The organism is Treponema putidum (genome assembly GCF_024401155.1).
Taxonomy (GTDB): domain Bacteria; phylum Spirochaetota; class Spirochaetia; order Treponematales; family Treponemataceae; genus Treponema_B; species Treponema_B putidum.
In genome coordinates this window covers 223,475-239,727 of the sequence record NZ_CP038804.1, presented here as the reverse complement: position 1 = coordinate 239,727, position 16,253 = coordinate 223,475, and the positions used below count along the sequence as shown (strand labels likewise).

The window sequence follows — 16,253 nt, the reverse complement described above, 5'->3', positions numbered from 1 at the left end:
GATGGATTCAAAAGAGCAAAGACGGTTCAATATTCTAACCAAACCGATTTTTCCGTTGTTGGTCAAAACATCAATCCCGACAATCATCGGCATGTTGATAAGCGTTATATATAATTTGACCGATACCTTTTTTGTCGGACGCCTGCATAACAGAGCAATGATTGCTGCAATCGGTATTGTGTTCAGTTTTGTGAGCATTATTCAAGCGATAGGTTTTTGGTTCGGCTACGGCAGCGGCAATGCTATGTCAAAAAAAATCGGAGAAAAAAACTATCGGGAAGCGGAAATCATTTCGTCGATAGGAATTGTCATTGCAACCATAACAGGCATTGTGATAGCAATTGCAGCACGCATTTTTATTGTGCCTCTTTCAAACCTCATAGGCGGAAGTGCATCTGAAGACGTACTCGCCTTTACCGTACAGTACTTAAGCATTATCATCATCAGCGTTCCGTTCGGCTTATATTCCATAACGGTTTATAATCAGCTGCGCCTTTGCGGAAATGTACGGGACGGAATGATAGGCTTGCTTTCCGGAATGCTCAGCAATATGATTTTGGATCCGCTGTTGATGTTTCCGCTTAAAATGGGATTTATCGGCGCAGGCTATGCAACGCTAATCGGCCAGATTATCGGATGCATCACCCTGACGTTCTTAGCAAAAAGACACGGGAATATTCCAATCAGTGTAAAAAAAGCTCACTGCAATAAAAATCGTATTTATCATATTCTTGCAGGCGGACTTCCTAATTTTTCGCGGCAGGCAATTAACTCTGCCGCATTGGTTTTACTCAATGTTACGGCAGCACGCTACGGAGAAAGTATGATAGCGGCTTTAACGGTAAGTTCAAGAATTGCAGCATTGGCTTTTATGATTATGATCGGCTGGGGACAAGGCTTTCAGCCTATTTGTGCTATGAATTACGGCGCAAAACAATACTCAAGAGTAAAAAAAGCTTTTATAATTACCGTTGCAGCCGGCACAATTTTTTTAACAGTTTCCGCAATAATCTTATTCTTCTTTGCCGAACAATGTATCGGGCTTATGTCTAACGATGGTGAAGTTGTGTCTACCGGAATCAGTATACTGAAAATGCAATGCTTTTCGCTGCCGCTTTTAGGCTTTTTTGCCGTAAGCAGTATGTTTATGCAGAATATCGGCAATTATTTTTCAGCCCTTCTCATTTCCGTTTCACGGCAGGGACTCTTTTACATTCCGCTTTTATATCTTCTGCCTGCCCTCTATGGAAAAACCGGCATTTACCTATTGCAGCCGGCTGCCGATTTTTTATCGTTTGTGCTTGCCTCAGTAATAATGTACAGATGGTACTCGTGCGGTACAAAAAAAATCCCGTTGCAGTAATTTAAAATGTGCGGTGTAGTACCGTCCGTTCAGTTCAACTTTAAATGCAGAATAATTGTAATAAACGAAATTCTCGGTAAAAAGTAGTTTTGGTTAATTCATCTCGGTAAAAGCTTCTTTAAGCCGTTTTGCGCTTGCTTCCAATGCGGCCTGTTCATCAGCGGGAAGATCGCTTTCTATAACCCGTTCCGCACCGTTGCGCCCGACAATGCAGGGAACGCTCAAGCATACATCTTTAAGCCCGAACTCTCCGTCCAGCGTCATCGAAACGGACAGAATGCTGTGCTCGTTGCGCAAAATGGCGCCGGCTATTCTCGTCAGGGCTAAGCCGACGGCAAAATAAGTAGAACCTTTGTAGTCGATAATGTGGTAAGCGGAATTCCGTACTTCTTCCAGAATTTTTGCTTTATCGAAGTGCAGGCCTGAGCTGCACACACCGCCTGAACAATATTCGTCGATGCGCCGTCCTGCAACGGATGTCATCGACCAAGCCGCAAATTCGCTGTCACCGTGTTCGCCCAAAATATAACCGTGAATGTTGCGCGCATCGACACCGCACTCTTTGCTAAGAGTGTAGCGGAAACGTGCAGTGTCTAAAACGGTACCGGAACCGATAACTCTTCCGCGCTCCCATCCCGAAGCCTTGAGTGCCGCCCGCGTTAAAATATCGACGGGATTGCTCACAATCAGCATAACGCCGCTGCAGCCGCTTTCCGCGATGTCCTTTGCAATGCCGGTGATAATGGATGCATTGCGTTTCAGCAAATCTATGCGAGTTTCTCCGCTCTGTTGTTTTGCTCCCGCCGTAACCACAACGATGTCGCTGTCGGCATAATCAGCTTTATCGCCCGCGTGTATGTCGACTTGCGGCAAAAAGGGCAGCCCCTGCACAAGGTCGAGAGCTTGTCCTTCGGCAAAATTTTTATTCATATCGGTTATTGCTATTTCGTCCGCATAACCGCTTTGAGCCAATGCGTAGGCAAAGGTTGAACCGACCGCACCTGCTCCCACAACGGTAACTTTGCGTTTCTTTTCATCCATAGGATTACCTCCTTTTAAAAAATACTGAAATGCATACTTTTAGGCAAGGGAATTGTGCAGAAGAATTCACGAACCTTAACAATGGCAAGAAGAACAAAATAAGGCAAAATTATCGCAAAAAGATTGTTATGCAAGGCGGAGAAAGTAACCCGGCTTTTACACTAGACAATTTATAAAAAAACTACTAAAATAATTATGGGTGCTAAAAAAATAGGTTTTTATAAGTGCCCTATATTTTTATATAAAGGGAGTGCGCATATGAAAATCGGATTTGGAAGCGATCATTCGGGAGTCGCATTAAAACATATTTTAATGGAACACGTTCACAATAAAGGATACGAATGCGTCGATTACGGTGCGGCGGATTCGAAGGTTCCGGCAAACTATGCCGAATTCGGCTTAAAGGTTGCCGAAGCGATTAAATCGCGCGAAGTTGAAAAGGGTGTGATGGTGTGCGGATCGGGCGTCGGCATTTCTCTTGCCGCAAACAAAGTTCCGGGAGTGAGGGCTGCGGCGTGCAGCGAACCGTGTACGGCAAAGCTCGCCGTCGAACACAGTGACATAAATGCGGTCGCCATGGGCGTATGTATCGTCGGACCCGAAGAAGCAAAAATGATTGTCGACGCCTTTCTCGATGCCCGCTTTGAAGGCGGCGTTTACACGGAACGGGTCGACACTCTTTCCGCCATAGAAAGAAAATACGGCAAATAAACGCGGCCGCCGAATCGGCGGCTTTTGCGGGCTCTATCGCAATGCGGCTTTTTCTATTTCCGCAGCCAAAATCTTTGCCGATGCCGAAACAAATAAGTCTCATTCCACGCTGATTATGGTTCGTTTGCCGTCTTTAATAATAACGGCTTGCGAATTATTGATAGCGCATATTTCAAGCGTCGGAAAGGCTTGCATAATTTGCTCCGTAGCTTTTTTGAACGGCGCGGTTAGATAATGCGGCAGGACATAAAAATCGATAAGCTTTAATCCCGCATAGTCGCTTTGCGAATAATCTTTCGGAATCGGATCCATTTTCTCAATATAAGAAATTGTCGGTGCACATACGATAGCCCCTGCCGACTCTCCGATAAATAATTTCCCTTTTTCCAGTTGCCGTTTTAAAAGTTTATCCGTTCCGGTTTTTCGTAAACAGTCGATGAGGAAAAACGAATTACCTCCGGTAAAATAAATAACATCGGCATCATCAAACAGCGTTTTTATTTTCGAAAATTCTTCGGTCGAAATATCGATTTCCGTCAGCAAGGCGCCCGCTTTTTTGAATAATTTACGTGCCGAACCGACATATCCCGTATACCCTTCGTGTATTGATGCGGTCGGAATGAACAGAACCTTTTTCCCCGCAATTTGCTCTTCAACAGAGGAGCCGACGCTTGAAAAATGTGAACATAAAAATAAACGCATGCTTTGTAATCTCCTTTGGGCATATATAGTATCTCTTTTATGTTTGTTTTTAAAGTACTCTTTACACCTTTGTTTAATTATGGTTCGTCGGAATTGCGGCAAGGTATTCATACAACTGCGAGTGCAGCTGCCGCATTTCGTCAGGAGCATTCATCGAGTGCCGGTACATAAATAAATTTCCGAAGCGGCTTTTAAAAACTTGAGTAAAAATGGCTTGCAGAATTGGAGCCGGCAGCAGTCTCAAAAGGTGCATTTTCGGAGGAGAAAGTTTTACTCCCGAACGGTACAATTTTTGAAAATTGTTTTTTATTTGCCGTGCCGTATCGTTCATAATGCCCGCTTCTTTCCAAACTTCTTCCGGATTTTCGGCTTTATAATACGCATCGGCAATCGAAACAACCAGAGCCAAGTGACACAACTGCCAGCCGTGCATGTCTTTTACGATTCGGTACGGCACGCCCGCCGTCTTAAAAAGGGCTGCGAGTTTTTTCAGGCGCTCCGATGTGTTCCCGCCGATTTCGGCAAATGTCGTCGCCTGAATAAGAGGCGGCGTAAAGTCCGCTTTCAGCACGCCGTCTTCATAGCTGCCGCCCGCCCCCGGAAAGGCGGGGATAATGCGCCCTTCTCCGCACAGGTTCTCCCAGTCGGTGTAGAGTTCAAGCGTATTGACCATTGTAACGATGTTCGGGCTGCCGTTCGGCCGGAGTTCTTCGAGCGCCGTATGCACTTGATTTTCTTTTACCGTCAAAAAGATAAAATCATAGATATCATCGTTTTGCAATGCATCGATAACTTTAACCTTTGCTTTATACTGTTTGCCGTTTTTTTCATACAGCAAACCGCTGGTTTTCAATGTTTCAAGTTTTTTCCCTCTTGCGTACACGGTTGTGTCATAGCCTGCTTCGGCGAACGCAGCGGCATACAAACTGCCGATTACGCCCGCACCGTAAATTAAAAGTTTCATTTTACTACCTGTCCCTCAGTATAGAACATTTTTATCTTTTATGGTATACTCTTGACGTAACTCATTCAAGGAATTTACAATGCCGAAAACCCTGATTATTCTTGCTCACCCTAATATTTCTCAATCTACCGTTCATAAACACTGGTCGGATGCAGTGCGGCAACATAGCGATCGCTTTACCATTCACGAACTGTACGCTGTCTATCCGCAAGGTAAGATTGATGTAGAGGCTGAACAAAAATTGATAGAAACGCACGATTCACTTGTGTGGCAATTTCCCATATACTGGTTTAATTGTCCGCCGTTATTGAAGCAGTGGTTGGATGAAGTGCTGACTCATGGCTGGGCTTATGGCTCGAAAGGCAAGGCGCTTAAGGGCAGAAAAATTGCGCTTGCCGTCTCGTTCGGTGCACCGGTCGCAGACTACCGCGCAGATGGTGCTGTCGGATGCAGCGTTACCGAAGTACTGCGTCCGTTTGAACTGACAGCGAAATACTGCAATGCAGACTACCGCCCGCCGTTCACTTTCCATACAATAGACAGCAACGCGGGATATAGCGAAGCTGCACGGCAAGAGGTAGAGCGGAGCGCAAGGGACTATTTAGCTTGGTTGGATGCGCTGCAACAAACATGAGGCATAATCGACATAAAGCATTCTTCATAGTGATAAAGAAAAGTATGATGCAGAAACTCTAAATTATCGGAACAGCATACTTCTGTTCGAATTATTTTAATACGGTTATGCTGGATTTGTTGACACGTGTAATTCAAGCCGAACCGTGCCTTGAGGAGAAAAAATGTTTTTGTTAAAATTTATAGAAAGCGGCAGGGAACACCTCGTCGGGGCTTTTGATTCCGAAGCCAACATAAAAGCTTTTTTGGAAAAAATTCCGGGCTTTGAAGTGTATTCCGGCGATGAGTATGGCGTTTTAGGCAAGTTGCATGTTGCAGCCCTAGGCAGCTTCGTTGAAATAGCTTATGAAAAGAAAAAATTCCCATTATCGAAGTTTTCGTTTGCCGATGACGAAGCCGAAGCTATTGCGATTGAGGTTGAAGCTTTTGATGACGGGAAAGCAAATACCGTTGAAGGATGCACACTTGTCGATGCCTACTTAATCGGAAACAACGAACTTAAAACTTATATCGAAAAGCGCGAGAGAAACTTTTTGCGTGTGAAAGCCGTGTTAGAAAAAAAAGGCTTTTCCGTCTTTCGCGAATATCACGGCTCCGAAGACGGTGAAGCGGTTACATATCGGGATGCAAACGGTCAGTACCGGTTTTTAATGCACATGGATCCGGGCTTTGTTGATGACCTCCCCGAAGACGATGCCGAGTTGGAAGTATATATCAGCGAAAACGAGTGATACTTTACTTTCGATATAAAGCCGCAGTTCCTTTGTTTGACCCGGAAGTTAAGCATATAATGCTTTCATAGTTATCCTCCTTCTACATTCAAGCATTTTGGCAGTCCGCCTATTTATGTGAATCGGTTGTTTGCTCAAAATATCCGATTAATACGTCTTTGATAAAATTATACCGTCGAGCATAAGAATTTTCTACAGTAATAAGAGTAAACCCCTGCTCTTTGCAAATTTCTTTTTTCATCTTATCATGTTCCATTATTTTTTTATTATTATAATGTTCTCGTCCGTTTAACTCAATCGCAAGAACCGCTTCTTTTTTATTTCTGTAACCTAGTTTATAAATAACAAAATCAAAACTGCACCGATAAAAATAGTCAAGATGAATCATTCCTTTTTTAAAAATATGGGAAGGCTGGACTTCTGTCTCAACACAGTATTTTTTATTTTCCAAGAAAATAGTTGAAAGTGCATGATTTAATGTTGCTAAAAATTCTTCTTCCGTTTCCGTCTTATACGGTTTTGTACCAAGCGCACGTGAATTGCAAGTGCAGTTTGTTATTGTGTATGACCCGTTGTTTCTTACATATTCGGCAAGTTCGTATATATCGTCCGGTTTTGTTTTCTCCGTATTCCGATGCAGCCGATTAATAACGGAGGAATTTGAAAATATCACAAGACGATCTTTTGCACGGGATGTCGCAACATTTATCAGCTCGCGGTTATTTTTTAGCCATTCATATGTTTTATTATGAGTGGAATCGGTCAATGCTAGCGAAAATAGAATAACATCCTTTTCGTCTCCTTGAAATGCATGAACTGTTCCGCAGCTGTATTTTTCGGAATTGATACCGGCTGTCTTCAGTGAATATTCTATCTGTTCTTTCTGATTTCTAAAAGGAGTAATAATCCCAATCTTTTTATCACGGTTGTTGTTTATATACTTTACAATTTCTTCAGCTTCTTTCTCTGAAGTATTCTTAAAATTATTTCCTGTACTATCAACATTATAAAACACCAAAGATTCCGAAACGGTAGATTCGGATACTATGTTCAATTGATTGTTATAATATTTTTCATTATTAAATTGAATAATTTCTCTATTACAACGGTAATGATTATGAAGTAAGATTTCTTCACTGATTGAATCGTTTGCTAAAAAAGTTTTATAGATTGAATTTGTAATATAATCATAATCATCGGAAACTCCGTATTTTTCTTTTAATGACTTATTGATGTTCTCATCTAAAGTAATTACCGGATTAAGCTGTTGAGGGTCACCTACCAACATAAGAGTTTTACCGCGTATAATCGGAATAAGCGATAAAGCCGTATTGCATTGACTTGCTTCATCAATTATAGTGCAATCAAAACAACATTTGCCGTTGCCGAGTTTATGCGCCGAAATACAAGTAGTTGCAATAATCGGAAATATCTTTTGCAGCTTGCAAATGTTATCATCGACAGATGTATATTTATTAAAAGCCGTAATGAGTTCTTCTTCTTTTTCAAGTTTTAAAATAAGACGAAGATCATCATAATCGGGTTCGGCGAGTCGTTGGATATACCCTGCCGATGTATAGTAAAGGTATTTGAGGAACTCATTTTCATCTTTTTCCAAAAGGTTAAGAGCATCCTGATCGGAAACCTTAGGGATCTCACTAAGTCTCTTTCTGATTGCATTAAGCTGCTGTCCCTCCAAAACAAGCCGCATTTCCATACTTGTGTTTTTTTCAAGCATTGCTTTAAGTGTATCTTTTCGTTCGGCAAGTTCTACCGTTTCTTGATGATTTTTTAACAATTCCGATAGTTTTTTTGTTTGTTTAATTGTATCTTTTTTATTTCGTTCAAGCGTTTCACCATATACTTTAATATTTTTGCATTTTTGATAAAGAACTTTTATATAATTTAACGCTTCTTTCACTTTTTCATTGCTGCCAAGGCGGAGAACAGGAAATGGTATAATATCAACATTCCCGGATTGCCTTTTATATTGAAGTGAACTTAAAGTTTGAAATACGGTATCGATTGGATGGTTGTTATATGAAGAAAACAAAACCGTTTTATTGTTAAAAAATGCGGTAATGATAGTGTTTATTATCGTATTGGTTTTGCCGGTTCCGGGAGGTCCTTGCGTATACGATACCGGACTATTCATTGCATTACGTATGGAAAGCAACTGATCAAGATTTATTTTTTTATTAAGTAAAGTTATCGGTATATCATTTCCGTTTTTTTCAACAGTATGTAGTTCTCCGAAAAATGCACGTATGGGGACGGATACATCGCCGGTTTTATACATACTAAAAATTGCGTCGTATTCTTTTTCAAGATTAACTTGAGCATTACGCTTCAAATATAAAAAATAAGGACGATCATCTATTTTTTCTTTTGAAATTTTATCCTGAATAATGTCTTCTATTTTTTGTAAATTTTTATCAAAATCATTAAGCAGATATAATTCGCACGGTTCAAAAAAACGGCGAATACTTTCAATTTTTCCGTCTTTCGAATCGGCATTCACATAAAATTCTTTATTAAAGGAAATTTCGTTTGATACTTTTAATGTATGCTTTTCAACATCTAAAAAAACTTCGCGATATGCAAGTACATATAGTCCCTTCCTGGTATAAAGACTTAGCTTATTTAAACAAAGCTGCCCCGCCTCTTGATACTTTTTCTGTTTTGTTCTCAATCGTTTATTGAACGCATCAACAATTTCTTGATACTGTTTAACAGATAAAGGATATTCTAGCGGATTACTGATGATAATACTGTCATCTAAATTCTCTATGAGACAAAAATCATTGTTTAATGAGGGTACACTTTCAAATTTATTGCAATCAGCAAGGTAATTGAGAATTTTATAGTTTGCGGATCCGTAAAACAGATATTGATACTTTGCAGGATTGCAAGCAATATCGTCAATAAGATCTTTATTTATCGGCATATATGTGCCATCCACAATATTTGCGGATAGTATACGCTCTACGGAAAGCTGCATGTTATCCTCAAGCGTATAATCATGAATATGAAGACCGCTGCATTGTAATGTATCCAATATTCCATTCTTATTTTTAAGAATATTTTTTATTCCTATCCAAAATCGAGAAATTTGTTCGAATTTCTTATTACGATATTCAATACTCAGCCATTTTCCTTCATGAGCCGCACGGAAAATTTGTCTTGCGATCTTATCCATATAATTACTTATCCATATTGCCTTATTACTATATTATTCGGAACCCATATTACAATAATATAGAGTTTGTTAATAGTGCCTTTATTCATCCTCGGCATTTAAATCACCTCCGTACGCACTCCTGCACGGTAAAAAGTTTTCATTGCCGTAAGACGCCGTTTAATCGAAACGGCTTTATCCATATCTTGTTGAAATCGGTCATCAAGTGTGTTAATCGACCATGAAACGCGGGCGTTGGGAAAACTCTTGATTATATCCAAATCGCGCAAGACTAAATCGTTTTTTGTTGCAATGCTTATTTTTGCACCGCTGCCTTTCAGCTGTAAGAGCAGCGTACGGGTGCGCTCGTACATAGCCTTCTTCCGGATTATACGGATCGGTAACGGAACCGAAAAATAATTCTTTTCCAGCGTATTTTTCCGGATGTTTTATTTCAGGCCAGTCTTTAAAGTCGAGGAAAGTTCCCCACGGTTCGGTATGTCCGGTGAAGCGTTTCATAAAAGACGCATAACAATATTTACATGCATGCGTGCACCCGATGTATGGATTAACGGAATAGTCGGAAACGGGCAAATTCGATTTTGTTATAACGCTGCGTACTGCAATGCGTTTGATGATTGGATTGCTGTTTATCTTATCAAATTCCATGGATATCGTTTTCATCAAACCTCCTCGCTTACTTACATTATAGCCCATTTATAATGCCATTCAAGTACGTCTGCCGTAATCGGCAACTAAACATTTGATTCCCCGACGCAGGAGGCCGAGAACGAAAGCAATTGTTATCCATCAACATCATTTTCCAATTATTTTATCACTTTTATGAAAACTATGTGCTCAATTTTTTACCGAGCTGGAAGGCATTTTCCAAATCGATTGGAAAACATTCTTCGCGTGATTTTCTCTTTTTATCTTCACTAAAACTTGTCATATCGAACTTTGAATAATCATTTACTTGCAGTGTATTATAACATGGATACAAGGTAACATTGCCATTCAATGATTTAAATTCATTTGCATAATTTCCAAATTTTTCCTTATACAGTTTATCGTAAAAATCTTTTGTCGCATTCATTGTTAAAAACAGCACAACATTAACCTTTCCTTTGAAATAATTGCTATAGTCATCATAAGAAAGTGAACAAAAATGCAAGCGTTCCATAAATGCAAAATAGTGACTAGTAGGTCTTCCTAAATATATAGGAGTTCCGATAAAGAGTGCGTCTGCCGAAAAAACTTTTTCTATTATTGGAGAAAGGTCATCTTTCCAATAACATCGGCATCTTTCAACTCCTTTTCTTTTGCACAACATGCAGCTTCTGCATCCCGTAAAATTCAAATCATATAAATCGATATATTCAACTTCCGCACCGGCAGTTTGAGCGCCTCTCATCGCCGATTTAAGTATTTGTGCAGTATTCCAATTCTTTCTTGGGCTTGCATTTAATAGAAGTATTTTTTTCATAAATCACCTCGCATGACATTATATAAAAACGAGTAGGGTTAGCATATCGCTAATTAAATATAGAGTTCGGATTTTGCGTATAGACAAGCCTTCCCGGCAAGTGTAACGCCATTGTCTTTCAGTGTACAATACAATGTTCCGCCGCGTTGCGATGCTTGATATGCTTTAAATTCTTTTTTCCCCGTTACCTTTGCCCAATACGGAATAATATGACAATGCCCGGAGCCGCATACCGGATCTTCTGCAACATTTAACTTTGGAGCAAAACTTCTTGATACGCAGTCATAGTCTTTTCCCGATGCCGTTACATGCAGAAGAAGACCGTCAAGGTCTTTAGCTTTTTCAAGATTCGGATTGCAGCTTTTTACATCTTCTTCTTTGTCTAAAATACAAAGTAAGTCTCGCCCGATAAATGCCTTGGACGGCCTTATTCCGATAGCTTTTATCATTTCATCCGTAATTGAAACTTCAGTTAAATCATATGCAGGAAAGTCCATCTCGTAAAGGCCGGCTTTCTTTTTTACAAACAATTCTCCGCTCAATGTTTCGAACCGAACTTCTTGTATTTTCTGTTCGTAATAATTCATAATTACATACGCTGTAGCAAGTGTTGCATGACCGCACAGATCGATTTCTCCGCCCGGTGTAAACCATCTCAGGTGATATTTTCCATTATGAATCTTTACTGCAAATGCCGTTTCGGACAAATTATTTTCTCGTGCCATATCCATCATCAGCTCATCTTTAAGCCACTTTTCTAAAATACATACGGCTGCGGGATTCCCCGAAAACACCTTATCTGCAAACGCATCAACAATATACTGTTTTATCATACTACCTCCGTAAATTCATTTTTTTAAGCATCGTTAAAATTGTGCAGCCCACTCAGCAAGTTCAGTTTTGTTAAGTTGTCCATTTAGCAACTTGCCTCTTGCAATAAATATACAAGTTAAAATATGGTAAGTCAATAGAAGAAAAATTGGCGCTCGATCATATCCGCTTAAAAAAACGAGGTTTGTTCTAAAAGAAGATTTCATAATATTTTTCAATTATATAGCCTCTTGACTTAAACTGAACCTTAGCTAATAATAATGGAGCATACAAAGCGGATAAATATCAGCACAAACATAGGAGGAGCATTATGATTTTAAAAGAAATCTATACCTTGGAAAACGGAGCAGAAATTCCTAAGCTCGGTTTTGTTTCTCTTCCGAAAACCGCAAATGCCGATCACATGAAAAGCAACGCCGAACTCGGCTTCGAAATTACAAAAGAATATATGGCAGCCCTTTCTGCATTAAAAGATTTTTTTGATTACGGAGACGGCAGCCGTTTCCCCGTATTCAGCGGAAAGTAAGGCGGAATTGAAAAAATTACGGAGGGAGAACAATGAAAAAATCAGTCTTTCTATTAGCAATAATGTACTGTATTGTAAGTATGATAGGAATTGAGGCAACGCAAACGAGTATCGATCCAGTCGATTTTAGGATTGAAGAACAAAACTTTCAAAGAAACGGAATCACGATATCGGGTGAACTTTTTATCCCCGAGCGTACATCGCCAATGCCGTTAGTTATTCTTTCGCACGGCTTCGGCGGAAACCGCGGCAGTGTGAGGAACTATGCAAAATTTTTTGTAGAACAGGGGATTGCAGCATATATATTCGATTTTATCGGCGGAGGAAATAATATTAAAAGCGGCGGTAAAATGACGGATATGTCGGTGCTTACCGAGGCGAAAGATTTAATGATTATCCTCGATCATTTGAAAACTGATGAGCGGTTTAATGCAGAACAAATTTTTTTATTCGGAGAAAGCCAAGGCGGGTTTATTTCGACGTATGTCGCCGCGGAGCGCCCTGACGAAGTTGCAGGCTCGGTTTTATTATACCCCGCCTTTGTGATTCATGATGACGCGCGGCGGCGCACTCCCGATCCGGCGAATATACCGGCAACAATGAAGCTGCTGGGAAAAACCATCGGGCGCATTTATAATCAGGATGCACTGTCCTTCGATATTTATACGATGATGCCGAGGTACTCCGGTAAAACTCTGATCATACACGGAACTGCCGATTCGACTGTTCCCCTTTCATATTCCGAACGGGCGGTTACCGTATTCCCCAATGCGGAGCTAATTAAAATGAACGGTGCCAGTCACGGTTTTCACGGGAACACAATGCGGCAGGCTGCACAAGCCGCTGTGCAATTTGTGCAAAGGATTATCGACGAGAAAAATCGATAATCGGTCACTGCCGATTACGGCAGGTCACTGACCTGCGACGGTGCCGGCGGCGGTAAAATGACAATGGAAAAATTACATACCATATTGCAGTGCATTGAAACACACGCGGACATTGTTGGATTTACGATTGCCGAATACCTGCCGTTTGACGAACACAAATTGCATACGATGTTTGCAAGTATGAAGCTGTTTTCACAAAAATAAAACACCGAATACATAGTAGGTATAATGTCTAATCAAAACAATTCCGGCTGTGCGGGTGTCTGTCGGCTTTTATCCTCAAAAGCTGACAGATATGCAAATATGGTATCGGGATTTGTTTCTATCCCATGTTCTTTACACCGTGTGCGGAAGATATTCATCAAGCGTGCATTGTGCGGGCTCATAACGGAATAGCTATTCCCGTAACGCTCTATATACCTTTCTTTTAATCCCGGAAAATATTGGTCGAGTTTCTTATAAAAATATTCGCGGCTGCCGTCTCTCAATGTTAAGCCCATACCAAAACAGATTACGCCGAAGACTTTTGCTTCGATGCAATACTGCACAATACCTTCTATATTTTCCGCAGTATCATTGATAAACGGAAGGATCGGCGTAAGCCATACAACAGTCGGGATACCCGCATCGCGCAGTGTTTGAAGCACGGCAAAGCGTTCGCTTGTAACGGCAACATTCGGTTCAAGCATTTTGCACAGGCTATCGTTATATGTGGTAAGCGTCATCTGCACAACGCATTTCGCTTTTTCGTTTATGGCTTTTAGAAGATCGAGGTCGCGCAACACCAGGGGAGATTTCGTTATCACCGTAAAACCGAAACCGTAGCGATACACGGTCTCTATCGCCTTCCGTGTCATGCCGATTTTTTCTTCAAGCGGCATATACGGGTCGGTCATAGAACCGGTACCGATCATACATTTGCTGCGTTTTCGGCGCAAAGAATCTTCGAGCAGTTCTATTGCATTTTCTTTTACTTCGATATCTTCAAACAGATGATTTATATGATAGCATTCACTGCGCGAATCGCAGTAAATACACCCATGCGTACAACCTCGGTATAAGTTCATTCCGTTTTTAGCTGATAAAATTCCTTTTGCTTGTACAAAGTGCATGTGCTTCCTATTCCTTAAAAATTCATTGGTGTCCGTTTTATCATGCCCTATATCTTTTTAAGGCTCGTTTAATATCCTTGATTGCCCAATCGTAATGGCTGGAAGTTGCTGAAACACAGTAGCTGCCGAGTGTCGTCGTGCCCGTCCACCCAAAATGCTTTTTCGAAAAAAGCTCATCATTGGAAAAAGTATCGAGGAGTTTCGTAACTTCTTTATGCGTTTTTTTAAACATTTTTTCGGCATCAGAGTATGGAGTGCTTTGATGTTTTTTCCAAAACTCGATATTCATTTTAGGATATGTTTTCCAGTTGTAAGACTCAGGTAAAAAGGAGGCAGGTTTGCCCTGCGTGTTGACCTTTATCCAATTCAATAAAAGGCAGTGCCATTCATAAAGATGCGTCAGTACATCGCGTAAATTTTTATCCCGTTCATTCGGAAGAATATCGGCACTCTTTTCTTCATCCGTCATTTCATCAATTAAGCTACACAGTTTTGTAAACTGTTCGTTTGAGGCAAAAATTAAATCTTCTTTTGTTGCCGGTCTGGGCATAGTTTACTCCTTGAAAAAACTTTTTGCAGGAAACATAAGTTTCCGAAAAAAGTTTTTTCAACAAGTCTATTATAGCACATCAACCTGTCAGAATGTGTCAGGTTTGAAAAAAAATTTAAACTTTTTTATGCTTTTTCATAATTTCTTCTGCAAGGCAGACTATTGCATAGAAATGGGTAACAGTTTATGCTTTAGAATTCCTTCATTTTGAGCCAAGGATAATGATATAAAAAGCGGCAGATGAAAAAATTGATAATATAAAATTGATGATTGAATGGTACATATAATAATATGGAAGAAATAATCGCCCTGTTCCTCTTGACTTTAAACCAAACTTTGCAATATATACTGAATGTATTCAGGAGGACACTATGTTAGGAAATTTCACGTATTCAAACCCGACGAAATTGTATTTTGGGAAGGATTCACTTCAAGAACTGCGCAAAGAGCTGCCCCATTACGGCAAGAATGTGCTGCTGATATACGGCGGCGGCTCGATTAAAAAGACCGGCGTTTATGACACGGTTATGAGCGCATTAAAAGAGGCCGGAAAAACCGTTACGGAATTGAGCGGTGTTATGCCGAACCCGACACTCGAAAAACTATACGAAGGAGCAGCGTTGGCAAAAAAGAGCAGTGCGGATTTTATCCTTGCGGTAGGCGGAGGCTCCGTGTGCGATTATGCAAAGGCTGTATCCGTTTCTGCGCATTGTACGGAAGACCCGTGGGACAAATACTTTATCAATATGAAACCGGTGGACAATGAGATCATCCCTGTCGGCACGGTTTTGACGATGGTCGGCACCGGCTCCGAGATGAACGGCGGTTCGGTTATTACCAATCACAAGATACAGCGGAAAATCGGACGGGTGCTCGGCGAGGATGTGTTTCCTAAGTTTCCCATTTTGAACCCTGAGTTTACATACACGGTACCGTATTACCAGATGACCGCCGGATTTTTCGATATTATGTCGCATATCCTCGAGCAGTATTTTTCAGGCGATGACGACAACACCTCCGATTATATAATGGAAGGACTATTGCGTTCGCTCATCCACAGCAGCAGGATTGCAGTAAAAGATCCTAAAAACTACGAAGCCCGCAGTAATATCATGTGGATTGCAACATGGGCGCTCAACACGCTGGTTGCAAAGGGTAAGCCAACCGATTGGATGGTGCACATGATCGGACAATCAGTCGGCGCATTCACAGATGCCACGCACGGAATGACGCTTTCCGCAGTTTCGCTTGCATATTACCGGCACATTATGCCGAATGCAATCCCCAAGTTTGTGCGCTATGCTCAAGCTGTTTGGAACGTAAACCCTGTCGGTAAATCCGATCGGGAAATTGCAGAAGCCGGTCTTGCCGAAATGAAAAAGTGGATGGAAGAACTTAAGCTCGTATTGAGTCTAAAGGAACTCGGCGTTAATGAAGATATGTTCGAAGGTATCGCCGATGGAACTTTTATTCTAAAAGGCGGATACAAAATTTTAACGCATGACGAAATCGTGCAAATATTAAAGGAGAGTATGTAA

16 protein-coding genes are annotated in these 16,253 nt (G+C 40.9%); 7 read left to right on the top strand and 9 right to left on the bottom strand.

The features are described from left to right. The first annotated feature begins 1 nt into the window (after nucleotide 1). Nucleotides 2–1,363 (top strand): MATE family efflux transporter, encoded by a 1,362-nt coding sequence (locus E4N74_RS01145; protein ID WP_255818525.1) that lies wholly within the window; start codon nucleotides 2–4, stop codon nucleotides 1,361–1,363. A 93-nt stretch (nucleotides 1,364–1,456) separates the two neighbouring features. Here the strand turns inward: E4N74_RS01145 and E4N74_RS01140 are convergent, their stop codons facing one another. Continuing rightward, nucleotides 1,457–2,404, bottom strand: a complete 948-nt coding sequence (locus E4N74_RS01140) for an L-lactate dehydrogenase (protein WP_255805869.1) — start codon at nucleotides 2,402–2,404, stop codon at nucleotides 1,457–1,459. A gap of 258 nt (nucleotides 2,405–2,662) precedes the next feature. Between E4N74_RS01140 and E4N74_RS01135 the strand changes: the two genes are divergently transcribed. Beyond that, nucleotides 2,663–3,115 carry an RpiB/LacA/LacB family sugar-phosphate isomerase gene (locus E4N74_RS01135; protein WP_255818524.1) on the top strand — a complete coding sequence of 151 codons (453 nt, stop codon included), beginning with the start codon at nucleotides 2,663–2,665 and terminating at the stop codon, nucleotides 3,113–3,115. A 99-nt stretch (nucleotides 3,116–3,214) separates the two neighbouring features. Here the strand turns inward: E4N74_RS01135 and E4N74_RS01130 are convergent, their stop codons facing one another. Both E4N74_RS01130 and E4N74_RS01125 read right to left on the bottom strand, forming a co-directional pair. Beyond that, nucleotides 3,215–3,817, bottom strand: a complete 603-nt coding sequence (locus tag E4N74_RS01130) for a Type 1 glutamine amidotransferase-like domain-containing protein (RefSeq protein WP_255818523.1) — start codon at nucleotides 3,815–3,817, stop codon at nucleotides 3,215–3,217. A gap of 73 nt (nucleotides 3,818–3,890) precedes the next feature. Further along, the gene (locus tag E4N74_RS01125; RefSeq protein WP_255818522.1) at nucleotides 3,891–4,781 is read right to left on the bottom strand and encodes a ketopantoate reductase family protein; all 891 of its coding nucleotides are present in this window, start codon (nucleotides 4,779–4,781) and stop codon (nucleotides 3,891–3,893) included. 79 nt (nucleotides 4,782–4,860) lie between these two features. Here E4N74_RS01125 and E4N74_RS01120 point away from each other — a divergent pair, with 79 nt between their 5' ends. Beyond that, on the top strand, nucleotides 4,861–5,415 hold the full coding sequence (locus tag E4N74_RS01120) for an NAD(P)H-dependent oxidoreductase (RefSeq protein ID WP_255818521.1): 555 nt from the start codon (nucleotides 4,861–4,863) through the stop codon (nucleotides 5,413–5,415). A 163-nt stretch (nucleotides 5,416–5,578) separates the two neighbouring features. Then, entirely contained in the window at nucleotides 5,579–6,145 is a 567-nt protein-coding gene (locus tag E4N74_RS01115) for a hypothetical protein (RefSeq protein ID WP_255818503.1), read from the top strand. Nucleotides 6,146–6,254: 109 nt separating this feature from the next. On the opposite strand, the gene E4N74_RS01110 is transcribed toward E4N74_RS01115, so the two are convergent. From E4N74_RS01110 to E4N74_RS01095, 4 genes are all read right to left on the bottom strand, one after another. Then, entirely contained in the window at nucleotides 6,255–9,344 is a 3,090-nt protein-coding gene (locus tag E4N74_RS01110) for a DEAD/DEAH box helicase (RefSeq protein ID WP_255818501.1), read from the bottom strand. A gap of 98 nt (nucleotides 9,345–9,442) precedes the next feature. Continuing rightward, nucleotides 9,443–9,697 (bottom strand): radical SAM family protein, encoded by a 255-nt coding sequence (locus E4N74_RS12940; RefSeq protein ID WP_255818499.1) that lies wholly within the window; start codon nucleotides 9,695–9,697, stop codon nucleotides 9,443–9,445. Nucleotides 9,698–10,173: 476 nt separating this feature from the next. Beyond that, a complete protein-coding gene (locus E4N74_RS01100) occupies nucleotides 10,174–10,809 on the bottom strand; it encodes a flavodoxin family protein (protein ID WP_255818497.1) in 636 nt (211 codons plus the stop codon). Nucleotides 10,810–10,862: 53 nt separating this feature from the next. Then, nucleotides 10,863–11,642, bottom strand: a complete 780-nt coding sequence (locus E4N74_RS01095; protein WP_255818495.1) for a PhzF family phenazine biosynthesis protein — start codon at nucleotides 11,640–11,642, stop codon at nucleotides 10,863–10,865. Nucleotides 11,643–11,950: 308 nt separating this feature from the next. On the opposite strand from E4N74_RS01095, the gene E4N74_RS01090 reads away from it, so the two are divergent. Together E4N74_RS01090 and E4N74_RS01085 are read left to right on the top strand one after the other, a co-directional pair. Continuing rightward, nucleotides 11,951–12,166: a hypothetical protein gene (locus E4N74_RS01090; RefSeq protein WP_044978675.1), complete on the top strand. Its 216-nt coding sequence runs from the start codon at nucleotides 11,951–11,953 to the stop codon at nucleotides 12,164–12,166. A 32-nt stretch (nucleotides 12,167–12,198) separates the two neighbouring features. After that, nucleotides 12,199–13,053, top strand: a complete 855-nt coding sequence (locus tag E4N74_RS01085) for an alpha/beta hydrolase family protein (protein ID WP_044978674.1) — start codon at nucleotides 12,199–12,201, stop codon at nucleotides 13,051–13,053. Between the two features lie 236 nt (nucleotides 13,054–13,289). On the opposite strand, the gene E4N74_RS01080 is transcribed toward E4N74_RS01085, so the two are convergent. Together E4N74_RS01080 and E4N74_RS01075 are read right to left on the bottom strand one after the other, a co-directional pair. After that, the gene (locus E4N74_RS01080; RefSeq protein WP_255805857.1) at nucleotides 13,290–14,165 is read right to left on the bottom strand and encodes an SPL family radical SAM protein; all 876 of its coding nucleotides are present in this window, start codon (nucleotides 14,163–14,165) and stop codon (nucleotides 13,290–13,292) included. 40 nt (nucleotides 14,166–14,205) lie between these two features. Continuing rightward, the gene (locus E4N74_RS01075; protein ID WP_044978672.1) at nucleotides 14,206–14,715 is read right to left on the bottom strand and encodes a ClbS/DfsB family four-helix bundle protein; all 510 of its coding nucleotides are present in this window, start codon (nucleotides 14,713–14,715) and stop codon (nucleotides 14,206–14,208) included. A gap of 371 nt (nucleotides 14,716–15,086) precedes the next feature. Between E4N74_RS01075 and E4N74_RS01070 the strand changes: the two genes are divergently transcribed. Continuing rightward, entirely contained in the window at nucleotides 15,087–16,253 is a 1,167-nt protein-coding gene (locus E4N74_RS01070; RefSeq protein ID WP_255818493.1) for an iron-containing alcohol dehydrogenase, read from the top strand.

Coding starts and splice junctions, on each gene's coding strand:
- E4N74_RS01145 (WP_255818525.1), top strand. CDS start 2: ATGGATTCAAAAGAGCAAAGACGGTTCAATATTCTAACCAAACCGATT.
- E4N74_RS01140 (WP_255805869.1), bottom strand. CDS start 2,404: ATGGATGAAAAGAAACGCAAAGTTACCGTTGTGGGAGCAGGTGCGGTC.
- E4N74_RS01135 (WP_255818524.1), top strand. CDS start 2,663: ATGAAAATCGGATTTGGAAGCGATCATTCGGGAGTCGCATTAAAACAT.
- E4N74_RS01130 (WP_255818523.1), bottom strand. CDS start 3,817: ATGCGTTTATTTTTATGTTCACATTTTTCAAGCGTCGGCTCCTCTGTT.
- E4N74_RS01125 (WP_255818522.1), bottom strand. CDS start 4,781: ATGAAACTTTTAATTTACGGTGCGGGCGTAATCGGCAGTTTGTATGCC.
- E4N74_RS01120 (WP_255818521.1), top strand. CDS start 4,861: ATGCCGAAAACCCTGATTATTCTTGCTCACCCTAATATTTCTCAATCT.
- E4N74_RS01115 (WP_255818503.1), top strand. CDS start 5,579: ATGTTTTTGTTAAAATTTATAGAAAGCGGCAGGGAACACCTCGTCGGG.
- E4N74_RS01110 (WP_255818501.1), bottom strand. CDS start 9,344: ATGGATAAGATCGCAAGACAAATTTTCCGTGCGGCTCATGAAGGAAAA.
- E4N74_RS12940 (WP_255818499.1), bottom strand. CDS start 9,697: ATGTACGAGCGCACCCGTACGCTGCTCTTACAGCTGAAAGGCAGCGGT.
- E4N74_RS01100 (WP_255818497.1), bottom strand. CDS start 10,809: ATGAAAAAAATACTTCTATTAAATGCAAGCCCAAGAAAGAATTGGAAT.
- E4N74_RS01095 (WP_255818495.1), bottom strand. CDS start 11,642: ATGATAAAACAGTATATTGTTGATGCGTTTGCAGATAAGGTGTTTTCG.
- E4N74_RS01090 (WP_044978675.1), top strand. CDS start 11,951: ATGATTTTAAAAGAAATCTATACCTTGGAAAACGGAGCAGAAATTCCT.
- E4N74_RS01085 (WP_044978674.1), top strand. CDS start 12,199: ATGAAAAAATCAGTCTTTCTATTAGCAATAATGTACTGTATTGTAAGT.
- E4N74_RS01080 (WP_255805857.1), bottom strand. CDS start 14,165: ATGCACTTTGTACAAGCAAAAGGAATTTTATCAGCTAAAAACGGAATG.
- E4N74_RS01075 (WP_044978672.1), bottom strand. CDS start 14,715: ATGCCCAGACCGGCAACAAAAGAAGATTTAATTTTTGCCTCAAACGAA.
- E4N74_RS01070 (WP_255818493.1), top strand. CDS start 15,087: ATGTTAGGAAATTTCACGTATTCAAACCCGACGAAATTGTATTTTGGG.